The sequence below is a fragment of the uncultured Acetobacteroides sp. genome (assembly GCF_963667355.2).
Lineage (GTDB): Bacteria > Bacteroidota > Bacteroidia > Bacteroidales > ZOR0009 > Acetobacteroides.
This window is the reverse complement of the sequence record NZ_OY763328.2, coordinates 1,929,865-1,944,617: the sequence shown is the minus strand read 5'-3', so window position 1 is coordinate 1,944,617 and position 14,753 is coordinate 1,929,865. Positions and strand designations below refer to the sequence as shown.

General features: G+C 49.0%; 9 protein-coding genes. 5 read left to right on the top strand and 4 right to left on the bottom strand.

What is annotated here, in order from left to right; all coding sequences use genetic code 11:
• Positions 1-96: 96 nt before the first annotated feature.
• The gene (locus ACHZA1_RS08030) at positions 97-2,670 is read right to left on the bottom strand and encodes a prolyl oligopeptidase family serine peptidase (RefSeq protein WP_320054720.1); all 2,574 of its coding nucleotides are present in this window, start codon (positions 2,668-2,670) and stop codon (positions 97-99) included.
• Between the two features lie 91 nt (positions 2,671-2,761).
• On the opposite strand from ACHZA1_RS08030, the gene ACHZA1_RS08025 reads away from it, so the two are divergent.
• Positions 2,762-5,218 (top strand): PAS domain-containing protein, encoded by a 2,457-nt coding sequence (locus tag ACHZA1_RS08025; protein WP_320054719.1) that lies wholly within the window; start codon positions 2,762-2,764, stop codon positions 5,216-5,218.
• 254 nt (positions 5,219-5,472) lie between these two features.
• Complete coding sequence (locus ACHZA1_RS08020; RefSeq protein ID WP_320054718.1) at positions 5,473-8,274, top strand: PAS domain-containing protein; 2,802 nt, start codon at positions 5,473-5,475, stop codon at positions 8,272-8,274.
• 161 nt (positions 8,275-8,435) lie between these two features.
• Here ACHZA1_RS08020 and ACHZA1_RS08015 read toward each other — a convergent pair whose 3' ends face one another.
• Positions 8,436-8,561 carry a hypothetical protein gene (locus ACHZA1_RS08015; RefSeq protein ID WP_320054717.1) on the bottom strand — a complete coding sequence of 42 codons (126 nt, stop codon included), beginning with the start codon at positions 8,559-8,561 and terminating at the stop codon, positions 8,436-8,438.
• Positions 8,562-10,424: 1,863 nt separating this feature from the next.
• Between ACHZA1_RS08015 and ACHZA1_RS08010 the strand changes: the two genes are divergently transcribed.
• From ACHZA1_RS08010 to ACHZA1_RS08000, 3 genes are all read left to right on the top strand, one after another.
• Positions 10,425-11,819: an exonuclease domain-containing protein gene (locus ACHZA1_RS08010; RefSeq protein ID WP_320054716.1), complete on the top strand. Its 1,395-nt coding sequence runs from the start codon at positions 10,425-10,427 to the stop codon at positions 11,817-11,819.
• 143 nt (positions 11,820-11,962) lie between these two features.
• Positions 11,963-12,298 carry a PadR family transcriptional regulator gene (locus tag ACHZA1_RS08005; protein ID WP_320054715.1) on the top strand — a complete coding sequence of 112 codons (336 nt, stop codon included), beginning with the start codon at positions 11,963-11,965 and terminating at the stop codon, positions 12,296-12,298.
• A complete protein-coding gene (locus tag ACHZA1_RS08000) occupies positions 12,298-12,714 on the top strand; it encodes a hypothetical protein (RefSeq protein ID WP_320054714.1) in 417 nt (138 codons plus the stop codon). The genes ACHZA1_RS08005 and ACHZA1_RS08000 overlap by 1 nt, the downstream gene beginning before the upstream one ends.
• A gap of 325 nt (positions 12,715-13,039) precedes the next feature.
• Here the strand turns inward: ACHZA1_RS08000 and ACHZA1_RS07995 are convergent, their stop codons facing one another.
• Together ACHZA1_RS07995 and ACHZA1_RS07990 are read right to left on the bottom strand one after the other, a co-directional pair.
• Positions 13,040-13,234 carry a hypothetical protein gene (locus ACHZA1_RS07995; protein WP_320054713.1) on the bottom strand — a complete coding sequence of 65 codons (195 nt, stop codon included), beginning with the start codon at positions 13,232-13,234 and terminating at the stop codon, positions 13,040-13,042.
• A gap of 150 nt (positions 13,235-13,384) precedes the next feature.
• Positions 13,385-14,752 (bottom strand): HAMP domain-containing sensor histidine kinase, encoded by a 1,368-nt coding sequence (locus ACHZA1_RS07990; RefSeq protein WP_320054711.1) that lies wholly within the window; start codon positions 14,750-14,752, stop codon positions 13,385-13,387.
• Between the last annotated feature and the right edge of the window lies 1 nt (position 14,753).

Here is a 14,753-nt window from a genome sequence, read left to right as displayed (position 1 = left end):
TTCCACGAAAAGAAAAAGCGTAGCTCCGGCTACGCTTTTTTTATGGGTTGGTAAGCCCCGACAGGTTTTCAAAACCTGTCAGGGCTGGCAGTATTTCTACAAGTTCTTCTCGGGGTACAGCTCGTTCCACCAGCCGTCGTTGCCCTGCAGGTACTTGGCAAACCAGGCGAAGATGGTGTTGTTCCAGGCGATGCGCGCCTTGTAGCCCACGATGGTGTGGTTCTGCCCCTCCACGGTTACGAACTCGGCCGTCTTGCCGAGCACTTTGAGGGCGGTGTACATCTGGATGCTCTCGCCGATGGGCACGTTGGTATCCTCCTGCCCGTGCAGGAATAGGATGGGGGTGTTCACCTTGTTGGCGCTGAACAACGGGCTCTGGCCGATGTAGAGCGATGGGTTGTTCCAGGGGTAGCTGTTGGCGGTAGCGCCGGCGCTGTAGGTGTAGCCCCAGTAGCCCTCGCCCCAGTAGCTGGTAATGTCGCTGATGCCGGCGTGCGAGATGGCGGCGGCAAAGAGGTTGGTGCGGGTCTGCAGGTACTGCGTCATAAATCCGCCGTACGATGCCCCGATGCAGCCCACCTTGGTGGCATCCACGTAGGGGTGCTCGGCCATAAACTTCGTGGTTCCCTCAATGATGTCGTCGGCGGTCTTCTTGCCCCAGGTGTTCACGTGGCGGGCCGAGAACTCCTGCCCGTACCCGATGGCGCCGCTAGGCTGAACCACGTACACCACGTAGCCCATCGAGGCGTAGAGGTGCAGCGGGTAGCGGCTCTCGAAGTTGCGCTCGGTGGGGGTAGTTCCGCCGTAGTAGTTTACGATAAGCGGATACTTCTTGGCGGGGTCGAATCCGGGTGGAAGATAGAAGCGCCCCTCGATGGTGGTGCCATCCTTGGCCTTAAAGTTCCAGTCGTGCATTTCGCCCAGCTGGATCTTGCCCATCTTCTCCTTGGCCGGATCGGCAAGCGTGGCGGTGCTGCTGGTCGAAGGGCTGTAGTAGTACGCCACGCTGGGGTAGGAGCCGCTCTGTCCGGCGTACACAATACCGTCAGCCTCCCTGGCAAAGTCGAACGACGATACCACGTCGCAGCTCGTTGGTATTTTAATGTATTTCGATGATGCAATATCGTAGCGGTAAAGGTTGTTGCGGTCCTTCTCGCTTACCTGCATGATGATCGACTTGCCGTCGGCGCTCCACTCAGCGGCATCAACCGACGGGTCGAAGCTCTTGCTGATGGGCTCCACCTTTCCGCTCTCGATGGTGTAGAGGAAGGCCTGGTTGTCGTAGCTATTGGCAATGGGCGACTTCTTCACGTTCTGTCCGATCTTGTTGAAGGCCTCGGGGCCACCCAGCACGATCAGCTGCTTGGTATCAGGCGACAGCTTTACGGCTCCTAGAAACTTCTGATCCTTAAGGATGGTATCTGCCCTAAAGCTCTCGGCATCGATTCGGTAGATGCTGCTCACCGAGAAAGGACGCTCGGTGTACACCTCCTTAGCTACAGTTACGATGATGGACTTGGAGTCGGCCGAGATATCGCTCAAGTAGGTCGATTTATAGCCAAAGGTCATGCGCTGCTTGATGCCCGACTTCAGATCGATCTTGTAGAGGAACGAGCGATCCCTCCAGCCCGGCTGGCGATCTTCGGGGGTTACGATCTGGTGCATGGGGCCCTTCTCCTCGATCTTCACGTCATCCTCCACTTGGCAAACTACGTACTGCTCGTTGGGCGCCCATCTAATGGCCGCCTTCTCGGGGATGTTTTTGGCAACCACCGCTAGCTCGCCAGTCTCGACGTTGTAGGTGGTAAGGGCGTTGTCGTTTGTGGCGTCAACCCACCAAAGGCGGCTGCCCGATGGCATCCACTCGCACGCTGCGCTGCCTTGTGGGGTAAACACCTCCTGCTGATTCCTCAGGTTGTAGTATCGGGTAAAGCGGCTAGTCTTTCCGGTTTGCGTATCCACCTTCGAGAAGGTGACGCTGGCGTACTTCCCCGATGGCGATATGGAGGTGGATGCAACCTTAACCCCTTCTAGGATGTCGTTGATGGTAATCGGGCGCTTGGCGCTGTTGATGGTTAGCTGCTCGCGCTGCTTTTCGGGGATGTCGAGTTTGATGGTTAGCTTGGCGGTATCCGTGTAATCCTTTGGGAAAAGCAGCTTCACCAAAAACTGGTGCTGTCTAGGAGGTAGCTTCAGCTGCAGCTTGGAGCTCTTGGCCTCTTCGCCCGCCTTCTCTGTTGAGGTCTTCTCGGTGATCCTCGATCCATCTACGTAAACCTCGAACTGCAGCGGCGACTTCACCGATAGCGTTCCCTTGGTAAAGCTGCCGGCATCGGCAAAGAAGAGCGCGTAGCCAACAGCAGTCTTGCCGTTGCCGATAAAGATAAACTCGCCCTTGTTGCTTTCCGTAGGTTTCCATGCGTTATCGGGCTTCCCAGCATCGTTGCAAACGCTTCCATTTACCAGCGAAAGGTTGGCACAGGGCAGCCCCACCTTAAAAAGGTCGCTCGACGAGAACTGATCTCCCTTTACGTTGGCAATATTTCCAAAAGCGGGTTCGTTAAGGGGGTAAGGTCCTGCCAAAAAGAGCGTATTTACGGGTTTCGGCTGGGCTGTTGCCACCAATGTTGCTCCAAATAGGAGCAAAAAAGACCAAAATGTATGCTTCATTGCAGTTTTATTAACAAAAATGACTGTTTGTATTGTTTGAATTAGTTAATTTGCAACTGATAAACCTAACGTAACTTAAATTTTGTATGTCATGCAGCCACTCCAGAAAATGTTTCGGGCACTTAGCCTGAAGGCGAAGATTCGATTCTATGTCTTGTCCATTACCGGTCTTATTCTTCTTGCCGTTTCTGTTTACCTAACCTTTTCGATTAAGGCGATATCGAAAAAATCGGCAATTGCCGTCACCGACGAAATGGTGCTGAACCACGCCAAAGATATTACGAAGAACCTGAGCAAAGATATATCCTTTGTGAGCTCTATTGCTTCGGCTTCAAAATTTTATTTTAATGGAGGAATCGCCAGCAAAGATTCGCTGATGAAGCAGCTACTGCTTAATCTAGCCAAGGACAACCCGCAGTATAAGGCGGTTTGGCTTACCCTCGAGTACGCCTCCTTCAATCCAGCTGTCAGCAAAACGGGGCGCAAGCTTTTTGCTGCCGAATTCGCCGATGGGCGGTTGGACTTTACGCTCGAGGATAGGAATATGAAGGGCGAGGATAGCAACGGGCTCTACGATCAGGTAAAAGCTAAGCCTGCGCTTACCGTTCTCGATCCCTACTTTGACACCAACTCGAAGGGGAACAATTCGCTTGTCACTAGCGTCATTGCTCCCATAAACAATGGCAGCTCCTTTGCCGGAATTGCAGGAGTAGACTTCAGCCTTTCGTCTTACACGAAGCTAACCGAAGATATTAAGCCTTACCCTGGCACTTTGGCGTTCATCTTTACCTCGAATGGCTACATTGTTTCGCATTCCGATGCCTCCCTAATCGGTAAGCAGTACTCCGAGATTGGTAAAGAGTCCCAAAAGCAGCAGGATGTGATGGCGAGCATAAAGGAGGGAAAAAGCATAAAGTACGACGAAGACATTGATGGCGTATCGTACTACACGAGCATCGTTCCGATAGGTATAGGGAGCGATGGCAAGAACTGGGCTTTGGGTATTTCGATTCCTAAGAACGAAATTTACCACGAGGCCAACAGAATAACGCTAATTGCTGCCCTGCTCTGCCTGATTGGCCTAATTTCCATTGTAATTTCCACCAGTATCTTCTCGAGACGGCTAACGGTGCCCATCGGAAAGCTAACCCATGCAATTAAAAAGTTGGCAAAGGGCGAGATTTCGGAGGCAAATAAGCTGGATTTAAACACAAAGGATGAAATTGGCGATATGGCCGAGTCGTTAAACAGCCTGATCGATGGGCTTAAGGATACCGCAGCCTTTGCCGATAACATTGGGCGTGGGATGTTGAATGCCGATTACTCTCCTTTAAGTGAAAAGGATCTCCTAGGGAAGTCGCTACTCGACATGCGCAGCAGCCTAATGCGCAGTAAAGAGGAGGAGGAGAAACGAAAAATAGAGGATGAAAAGCATGCTTGGGCAACCGATGGTATAGCAAAGTTCGCAGAGCTGCTCCGCGAGAACAACCACGACATCAAGGAACTCTCGTTTAGCATCGTAAAGAACCTAGTTAAGTACTTGGATGTTGTTCAAGGAGGTCTGTTCATCCTTAATGATGCTAATCCCGAAGATGTTCATCTCGAAATGACCGCATGCTTTGCCTACGACCGAAGAAAGCTGCATGAATCGAGAATAAATATTGGGGAAGGATTGGTTGGTCGCTGCTTCTACGAGAAGGAGTTCATTTACCTGAGGGAGATTCCTCAGGATTACATCAACATCACCTCCGGTTTGGGCGATGCACGCCCAGGCAGCCTTCTGTTGGTCCCCTTAAAGCTGAATGATACTGTCAATGGTGTCGTAGAGCTGGCCTCGCTTAAACCAATCGAGGATTATAAGATAAGTTTTGTAGAGAAAGTTGCCGAAAGCATCGCTTCTACGCTATCGAGCGTGCGGATTAACATCCAAACTTCGGAGCTACTAGTGCGAACCCAGCAGCAGGCAGAAGAAATGGCCGCTCAGGAAGAGGAAATGCGCCAAAACCTCGAGGAACTTACCTCTACCCAGGAGGAAATGGCCCGCGTGCACGACGAACAGGTGAAGGCAAAGGATTTGCTGGCGCACGAGCAGCTGCTATTCAACAACCTGCTGGAGTCGGTGCCCGATTTGGTTTACTACAAAGACCTGGACTTCAGAATTACGCACTGTAGCAAGTCGCTTCTCGATAAAAATGGGTGCACTGTTAGCGAGGTGGTTGGCAAAACCGATGTTGAGCGGTTCGGAGAAATGGGCTACCGCACGCTGAGCGACGAGCAGGATATCATAAAGTCTGGCATCCCGCTGATGAATGTTGAAGAGGTATTCACCTATCCCGATGGAAAGGTAGAATGGCTTAACACCAGCAAGATTCCTTTACGCAATAACGACGGAAAGATCATCGGGATTTTCGGAATCACGCGCGATATCACCGATGTAAAGAAGCTTACCGAAGAGCTCTGCCAGGAAAAGGCAAAGAACGAAGCAAATGCGCGGCGTATCGAAGAGCTTAAGACCCATACTAAAGTAGTAGGCAAGCCGGTGCAGTAGAATATGTGTCTCGCTTAGCCAATTATCTAAGAAAGGGAGGATGCTGTCCAAGCATCCTCCCTTTTCATTTGGGTATACGAAAGCAACCTTTCAATGATTCGCATTGTGCAGTCTCTCCTCAACTTCGGATGGTTGTGCAAGGTTGTGCATCGCCACTGTTATAATTTTAATATTTCAGCTTAAATTGTTTTAGTTTGATTGTTTTTTTTATACGTTTGGCAGTTATGTCCGGGAGTCTTAAAAATGTAAATAAAATGAGTTGGTTGCGTAAATTTAACAAGTTGTCTATTCGATCGAAGATGCATCTTTACATAGGTGCTTCGGTGGCATTAATAATGCTGATCTCATTCCTCTACTTTATTATCTCGTTACGGATCAATACTCGGGAGAACGCGACCCTTATGGTCGACGAACAGGTAAAAGGGTATTCGGCACAGATCCAACGGGTCACCAATCAGGGTTTCAGCTTCTGCGAATCGCTGGCATCTTCTGTGGTTTACATGTTCGATCATAGCGTTTCCAATCGCGAAACGCTACTTCAGCAGTCCCTGCTCAACATTTCGAAGAACAACCAGCAGTTTAAGTGCATTTTTGTATCGTTAGAGCATTCGGCCATTACGCCCGGCTACAATAAGGCCTCAGGGCGCCGTACATTCCTTACCGTTCCTTCGTCGAACATGCCGGTTATGACAGTCGACAAGGATATGGACTCGTTTGACGCTAATGGGCACTACTATCAGGTAAAGAGCATCGGTAAATCCGATGTAAAAGAGCCCTACTACTACAACTACTACAACAATAGCAGCCAGGAGCTGCTCATTACAACGCTTGATTGCCCCGTTAAGTATAATGGAACATCAGTAGGTGTTGCCGGAGTTGATATTGGCATCGACGAATACCAGAAAATTGTCGATCAGGTTAAGATTTTCCCAGGAACATCCGCCTTTTTGGTGTCGTCTAAAGGGTTTATTGCCGCGCATACCGATAAAAAGCTAGTTGGTAAAACCTTCGATAACGTTTTTGGCGAAAAGAACAGCGAGCTTCAGCTCGATAAGATGCTTTCCTCGTCCGATATCACCAAAACCTACATCGAAATCGATGGTACGAGCTACTATTCGGTGGTTGTTCCCATTACCATGGGCGAAAGAGGCACCCGTTGGGCGTTGGGGGTAACCATTCCTACCAGCGAGATCTTTGCGCAGTCGCGTAAGTCGGTATTGTTTGCCATTCTGGTGTGCCTACTTGGCCTAATCGTTACCACCTTTGTCATTAACTACCTGGCAAAGGCCATAACCAAGCCGCTGGAGGATGTAACGCAGTCCATAAAGAAGCTATCCACCGGTGAGGTTAGCGAGCAGGAGAAGCTCAACATCAAAACCGGCGACGAGATGGAAGAAATTGCCGGATCGCTAAACATGCTGGTTGATGGGCTGGGCCGAACCGCCAAGTTTGCCCAAGAAATTGGGAATGGAAACCTAAATGCCAACCATCAGCTACTCGGCGAGAAGGATGTACTCGGCATTTCGCTCGAAGAAATGCGCAGCAGCCTGATTCGCGCCAACGAAGTAGAGGATGAGCGCAAAAAGGAGGAAGATAAAACGCGTTGGGCCAACCAAGGCTATGCAAACTTTGCCGAGCTGCTGCGCCTTAACAACAGTAACCTTAAGGAGCTCTCGTTTTCCATCGTAAGCAACCTCGTAAAGTACCTGGATATCAACCAAGGAGGCATGTTTATCCTAAATGGCGAAGATGAGTCGGATCGTTTCCTCGAAATGACCGCCTGCTTTGCCTATAACCGCCGCAAGATGATGGAAAAACGCTTCGAAGTGGGCGAAGGCCTAGTGGGGCGCTGCTTTGTCGAGGGCGAAACCATATTTTTGCTCGAAATCCCCGACAGCTACATCTCCATCACCTCCGGTTTGGGCGATACCACTCCCAAATGCCTGCTGCTGGTTCCGCTAAAGATCAACAACGAGGTCAACGGCGTGATCGAGCTCGCCTCGCTGACGCCAATTGACGACTATAAGGTGAAATTTGTCGAAAAGATCGCCGAAAGCATCGCCTCGACCCTCGCCTCCGTCCGCATAAACATCCACACCGCCGAGCTGCTCGATCAAACCCGCTCCCAAGCCGAGGAGATGGCCGCTCAGGAAGAGGAGATGCGCCAGAATTTGGAGGAGCTTCAGTCCACGCAGGAGGAGATGGCCCGCGTTCAGGAGGAGCAAAAGATCGCGCAAGAAGAGCTCTTCAAGGAAAAATCGATGTTTGCCAACTTTTTGGACACGGTTGTCGAGTATGTTTACTTCAAAGATCTGCAAAGCCGCTTCATTCGCGTAAGCAAATCGCTTTTAGGGCTACATAAAGTTAAGGACGACTCGGAGCTTTTGGGTAAATCAGACTTCGACCTCTTCGGCGGCGAGCATTCGCAAAAGGCGTACAACGATGAGCAAACCATCATCCGTACCGGCCAAGCCATTTACGGCATGGTCGAGCGCGAAGATCACAACGATGGCTCCGTAACCTGGGTAGAAACCAGCAAAATGCCGCTGAAAGATCTCAATGGGCAAATCATTGGTACCTTTGGCATATCGAAGGATATCTCAAACATCAAGAATCTGGAGGCCAAGCTCTCCTTCGAGCGCAACCTGCTCAATAACTTCCTCGATACGTCCTCCGATTACATCCACTTTAAGGATGAAAATGGCCGATTCCTAAGAGCGAACAGGCTTAAGTACGAGCGTCACGGGCTAAAATCAGAGGAAGAAATCATCGGGAAGAGCGATAAGGACTTCTTTGGCGAAAAGTATACCGTCGAAACCGATGCCGAGGAGCAGGAAATCATCCGTACCGGCAAGCCCATCCTAAATAGGGTGGAATGCCGTACCGATTCTGCCGGCAACAAGCGCTGGTTCTCCATCAACAAGATGCCGCTTCGCAACGAAGATGGAGCAACCATTGGCACCTGGGGTTATACCCGCGATGTAACTGAGCTCAAGGAGCTCGAGCTGAAGCAAAACGGCCAGAATTCCGAAAGCGATAAGGCCGATTTAAACTAGGATATTCCGGTAACGCATAAAAGCATAGGCAACTCTATCTGTCGGGTTTCGACATCTAAGCCGGTGGGCTCTGATGAAAAACGGGAACGGCAGGAGGAGTTGCCTTTTTTTGCGCCAGCACATCAGCTACGGATAAAAGCGAAGGAGAACGCAACAGCCTGCTACACGTCTGCAACCCCCACGCGGCAAAACAGGACAAAAGAGGAGTTGCCCGTAGACCATTCCGACTTGTAGCATGCCACCGCAACGGCAGATTTTACCTCGTAGAGGTTAAACATGCGCGTCATAACCAGTTTTTCCCGTTTTCAATCAAAAAAATGGTTCGATAACGTTTTAGGAGGGGATTGTAGATTTGAAACCACTCTTCCAACGAAGCCCGAAGGGCTTTAACTTTAATAACCCCGAGTGAAACTCGGGGAATTTGATCGTGAGATGGAAACAACCCAGAATGGGTTGAATGTCTTCGCTAAAAACGGGTAAGAGGCAGCAGAATACTGGTATAAATCCAATCGTACCCACGCTTTTCCTTCCTCAGCATATCAGCTACAAATAAAAACGAAGAAGAACGCAACAGCCTGCTACACGCTTGCAACCGCCACGCAGCAAAACAGGTCAGAAAGAGAGTTGCCCGTAGGGCATTCCGACCTGTAGCATGCCACCACAACGGCAGATTTTACCTCGTAGAGGTTAAACATGCGCGTCATAACCAGTTTTTCCCGTTTTCAATCAAAAAAATGGTTCGATAACGTTTTAGGAGGGGATTGTAGATTTGAAACCACTCTTCCAACGAAGCCCGAAGGGCTTTAACTTTAATAACCCCGAGTGAAACTCGGGGAATTTGATCGAGAGATGGAAACAACCCCAACGGGGTTGAATGTCTTCGCTGAAAAGCGGGAAGAAAGTCGAGAATACTAGTAAAACCACTTTAGTTTCTCAGAGATTTCACGTTTAAAATATGAATAAAAACGATTATTGGAAGAACGACCAACCAACGGCGGACAAACTTATCAGAGTAGGATAACGTTCTTCCGTAAACACTATGGCGAAGCCATACCAGACTGGCAGGAATTCTGTTCGAGCGAGCGGAGCTGCTACAACGCCAATTAGCGTAACAGCGATGAAAGGATTAGAAACAATTATTTTAGATGGCGACATTCCACCGCGACCGAGCGAGTTAATTCGTGCCAAGGGTTTTTTGGTTCTTTTTGCCCTTCAAAAAGAACAGATAAGAAGAGGGAATTCTCTTTACAAAGCCCTAACCTCTGCTAAATGCTGAAGCTATATTTTAAAAGGCGAAATCCCTCGGGTAAAACCCATTCCTAAAACTGTTTCAATACGAGAGCATCGCATCTCTACCAGCCCGAATCAGCGTCGCAGGGGTAGAGACTCATTGCATGTATCTCGTTGTATTGTAGAATCTGGATTAAAAGCGAAATACCAGACAAAACCCTACCTAAGAGTTGAAAAACCAACCTAATTCTTTATAAAAACAGCCCCAATGCACCACGAAATCCCGCTTACGATTTGCAAAACCTCGATAAATATTTACAAAAATCATTCAAAAATCTACGTGAAATGCCCTTTAGATCGGCAAAAACCTGCCTAAAATCGGCAAAATCAAGGCAAATACTTATAAAAACAGCCTCAATATCGATGTGAACGCCTCAATGCACCACGAAATCCCCCTTAGGATTTGAAAAACTAAGGTCGAACTTTACAAAAACCAACCAAAAATCTACGTGAAATGCCCTTTAGATCGCCAAAATCCTGCCTAAGAATCGAAAAACTAAGGTTATTATTTGCAATATCTGCCCTAAGATTAGTGTGAACTCCCCCTACGATCGCTAAAATCTCGCTTACGATTGGTAAAAACGCGATAATTATTTACAAAAACCTTCCAAATAGCTGTGTGAATCGTCTTTTAGAACGACGAAATCCTGCATAAAATTTGAAAAAGCTAAGGAAAAAATTGGCAAAACCGCCCCTAAGATTGGTGTAAATCAGGCTAAGAACTGATAGAAACAAGCCTAAGATTGGCGGAAACTAGGTTTTGTAGCGCCAATACCACCTACAATCTTTTAGAAGAAAAGTAGAAATAGCTAAACCTCGATAAGGATATTTCTATACTTTAGTGCCGCTTAACAAAGTCGATGAATAGTCAGGAAGAAGAGAATAGGAACCAGCGTTTTGCCGTTGTCGATGTCGAAACCTCGGGTGGCGATCCCCGAAGGGAACGCATTACCGACATAGCTATCTACCTGCTCGAAGGAGGAGTTATCGTTGAAGAGTTCTGTACGCTTCTAAATCCAGAAAAACCCATCCCCGGCTACATCACCAAGCTTACCGGCATCACCAATAGCATGGTAAAGAACGCCCCAAAGTTCTACGAAGTCGCCAAAAAGATCGTGGAGATTACCCGCGATGCCATTTTTGTAGGCCATAACGTCGGTTTCGACTACAGCTTCGTGCAGAACGAGTTCAAAAGGCTAGGCTACAGCTACCGAAGGGTCACCTTCGACACCGTTCGCGTAAGCCGGAAGCTGCTACCCGGGCATGCCAGCTACAGCTTGGGGAATCTCAGCGACGATTTGGGCATTATTCTCCAGAATAGGCACCGTGCCGCTGGCGATGCGCGCGCCACCGTCGACCTTTTTAAAATACTACTTGATAAAGCTGTTGATGAGGATATCGCAATCACCATCAGCATCGCAAAAATCTTTGGAAAAGACATCGCTCGGCTACTTTTCGAGAGCCTACCCGAGGAAACCGGCGTCTACTACCTCCACGACAGCGACGGAAACATCCTATACATCGGCAAAAGCACCAATATTGCCAAGCGAGCGCTCGGTCACTTTGCCAGCTACGACGATCCGAAAGCGCTAGAGATGTGCACCAAGGTCGCCGATATCAGCTACGAGCTCACAACCTCCGAGCTTATTGCGCTTTTAAAGGAAGATATCGAGGTAAATCGGCATCATCCGCCCTATAACCGCTGGCATAGGCGCAAAAGCAGCGGATATGGGCTCTACGCCACCTATAACGAGGAAGGATACCTCGCCTTAACCATCGCAAAGTCGTCGAAAAATGGGGTGTTGGTGTTCACCTATTCGTCAACTCAGAAGGCCAAGCAGGCGCTCGCCCCCATTATCGAGAAGTTTAGCCTCTGCCAGAAGATATGCGGACTAAGTAAGTCGGAAGGTGCCTGCTTTCACTACCAGATTGGGATCTGTAAGGGCGCATGCTGCGGCGAAGAAGGTCCCGATCTCTACAACCAGCGCGTAGAGCAGGCAATCGCCTATCTAAGCAACACCACCAAGAACTTCTTTGTCGTAGAAACCGATAAGGGCTCCGATAAAGTCGCGTTCGTTAAGGTCGAAAAGGGGAAGTTTGTCGGCTACGGCCAGGCATCCGGCGATTTTCTTAGCGGTAACCCGCACGAGCTGCACGATCTGGTAGCCTCATCGCCCGAAACCCCCAATTCCATGAAGATCATCAACGCCTACATCGGTAAATCCAAGACCGCCAAGGTCGTTTACTTCCAGTAGGCGAGCTCATCCGCAGCATTTTTCTGCTCCAATCCAGCGTTTCCCCTCGAATACTGATGCATTCGATGGTTTATTATGCGATTTTTTTTGGTGAAAATATACATATAATTACAATACATAAGAATAAAATGTATATTTGTGCCATGTATTCAAGAGAACTACTTAAAGGAACGCTGCAAACCATCATTCTCAAGCTGCTTGAGGATAATGGCAGGATGTATGGCTACGAAATTACCCAGAAGGTTAAGCTGCTTACCGAGGGTAAAATATCAATTACCGAGGGTGCGCTTTACCCAATACTTCACAAGCTGGAAGCTGACGGAACGGTTACAACCGAAGAGGAGTTCATCGGCAAGCGTATTCGTAAGTACTACACGCTTACCGTAAGCGGAAAGACCGTAACCGAAGGCAAAGTCAACGAGCTTAACGATTTCATATCGACAATAGGCGTTCTACTTTCACCCAAATCTTTGGCGTAATGGAGTTATTGGATAGCGATGTTGAGAGAATCAAGAGCGATTTGGCCTGCCAAGGAGTGACGGCGGATAAGTTATCGGACAGTTTGCTAGATCATATCTGCTGCGCCATAGAAGAGATGGATGCTAACGACTTTGAGACCGCCTACAAGCTGGTTCTCGAACGTTTTGGAGAGGATGGAATTCGTCGTGTACAGGAAGAAACTACTAATTTAATCTATAAAAAGGAGTTTACTATGAAAAAGACCATGTACGTTTTGGGCTATTTTGCCTCAATGTTTGCGGTAACTGGTGTGCTTTGTAAGATGATGCATTGGCCAGGAGCAGGTCCATCGCTTCTGCTAAGCGGCCTGCTGCTCAACTTTGGTTTTTTACCGCTTTACTTTCGCGATAAGTACAAGCAGTCAGTTAGTCGTTAAGCTCGGAACACCATTTTTATAACCTATAAATGGTTTTACCATGAAAAAAGCGATGTACATTTTGGTTACCTTGCCTCAATGCTTGCGGTAGCTGGATTACTTTGTAAGATGATGCACTGGTCGGGTGGAGGACCAGCCCTTTTACTCAGCGGAGCGCTGCTTAACTTTGGCTTCCTCCCGCTTTACTTCCACGATAGGTACAAGCAGTCGATCGGCAGGTGAAAAAAGTAAAGGAGAGGCGGCAATCCTCTCCTTCACTCCACAAAAATTCCAAAAATAAGTCGACAATTATTCTCGCATTCCGTTAGCATTTACGCCGCATGGACTACTTTTTTGCCGGAGCAGTAGCCTTTTCCTTAGCAGGTTTTACTCCCTTGCTGGCTTTGGGCGCCTTTGCCTTCTTGCAGCATTCCTTTTTCTCTACCGGAGCCTTCACCTTTTCGGTTTTCACGGCAGGAGTTTGAGCAAAAACCGATCCTGCAAGGGCTACCATCGCTACAAGCGTCAAAATCTTCTTCATTGCAATTAGTTTTAGTGTTCTACAAGCTTTGTTTGGTCATCAATCCATGGCTGGATTGCACTTGTAAATATCCGAAGCAAGCATTAGAATACGATTAAGATCGCCTTAGAAAGCGCTTAAACTTTATAGATTGGGGTGATGGGCAATTCTCTAGCACGCAGGTAGGCTAATCGTGAACTCCGAGCCAACATTTACCTCCGACTTTACCGTTATTGTCCCCTGATGCAGCGCAATAATCTGCGAGGTGAGCGCTAAGCCCAAGCCATGCCCGTCAACTTTTAGGTTCGAAGGCACCCGATGGAAGGGTTGGAAGATATTCTTGAGTTCCTCCTCGGGAATACCAATGCCATTATCCCTAAAAGTGATGCACACCATCTTGCTATCCTTGTAGCTCAGCGAAACCGCCACCGCATTATCGGGCGAAAACTTGCAGGCGTTCGACATAAGGTTGAAGAAGGCGGTTTTAAGCAGCTGCTCCTCGCCGGCAACGTAGAGCTCGTCCTCGTTTCCGGGGAGGTTTGCGAACTCGAGGTGTACCTTACTGCCCGGATATGCCCTAGAGTATTCGGCAATCGAGGTCATCACCAGCTCATCCATGCGAATTCGGTTGCTGGCAAGGTTCTTCGAGTCGATATTCGTCTTGGCAAGGTCCAGCAGCTTCGTCGAAAGGTTGTTTAGGTTGAGGATCTCCTCCTTGAGCGAGGTGAGCATCTGCTGCAGTTCGGCGTTTTCGGGGTGATTCATCATCATCATCTCAATTTCGCTGAGCATGATGGTCAGCGGAGTCCTAAACTCGTGAGAGGCATGCGATACGAAGCTCTTTTGAAGGGTAAACGCCAGCTCCAGCCGCTCGAGCATGCGGTTAAACGTGGATGACAGCTCCGAAATCTCATCGCGCCCATTCCCCTCGTTCAGCCGTTGGTTCAGGTTTTTCTCCGTGATGAGGTTTACCCGCGCCACCACCTTCGACATGGGCTGGAGCGCACGCCGTGCAAAGTACCATCCTCCCAGAAACGACAGCAGAATACCCAGTAGCGTAGAGATTATCAGCGAAATTCTCAGGGTGGCGAGCCTCTTTTTACCATGCTTATCGATGGCGGATACGAACACCGCATAGGAATTTGCCCTATTCCCGTACTCTATACCGATGGCTTCGTAGCTATTCCTGAGTTGCAGAGATAGGTGCTTAACCTTGAATATCCGTAGCGCAAGCGCCGGGGTGATGTCCCGATCTTCCGCCTGGTCGTTGTACACCAGCTTTCCTTTTCTATCGAAGATCATTACCTGCTCGTGGAAGAGTATGGAGGCGGTGGTGTCCAGCCGTCTTATCAGCTCCTTATTGGTATCCACCACATCGGTGGCGATGGAAGCCATAATTAGCGCGCGATCTTGCAGGCGGTTGTAGAAATCGCTTCGGCGCGATTGCTCCGACGAGATGTAAATGGTTGCCGAGAAGACAATAAGAATGGCGCTCACGATGGCGGCAAACTGGATGGCGAGCTTACTGCGGATGTTCATG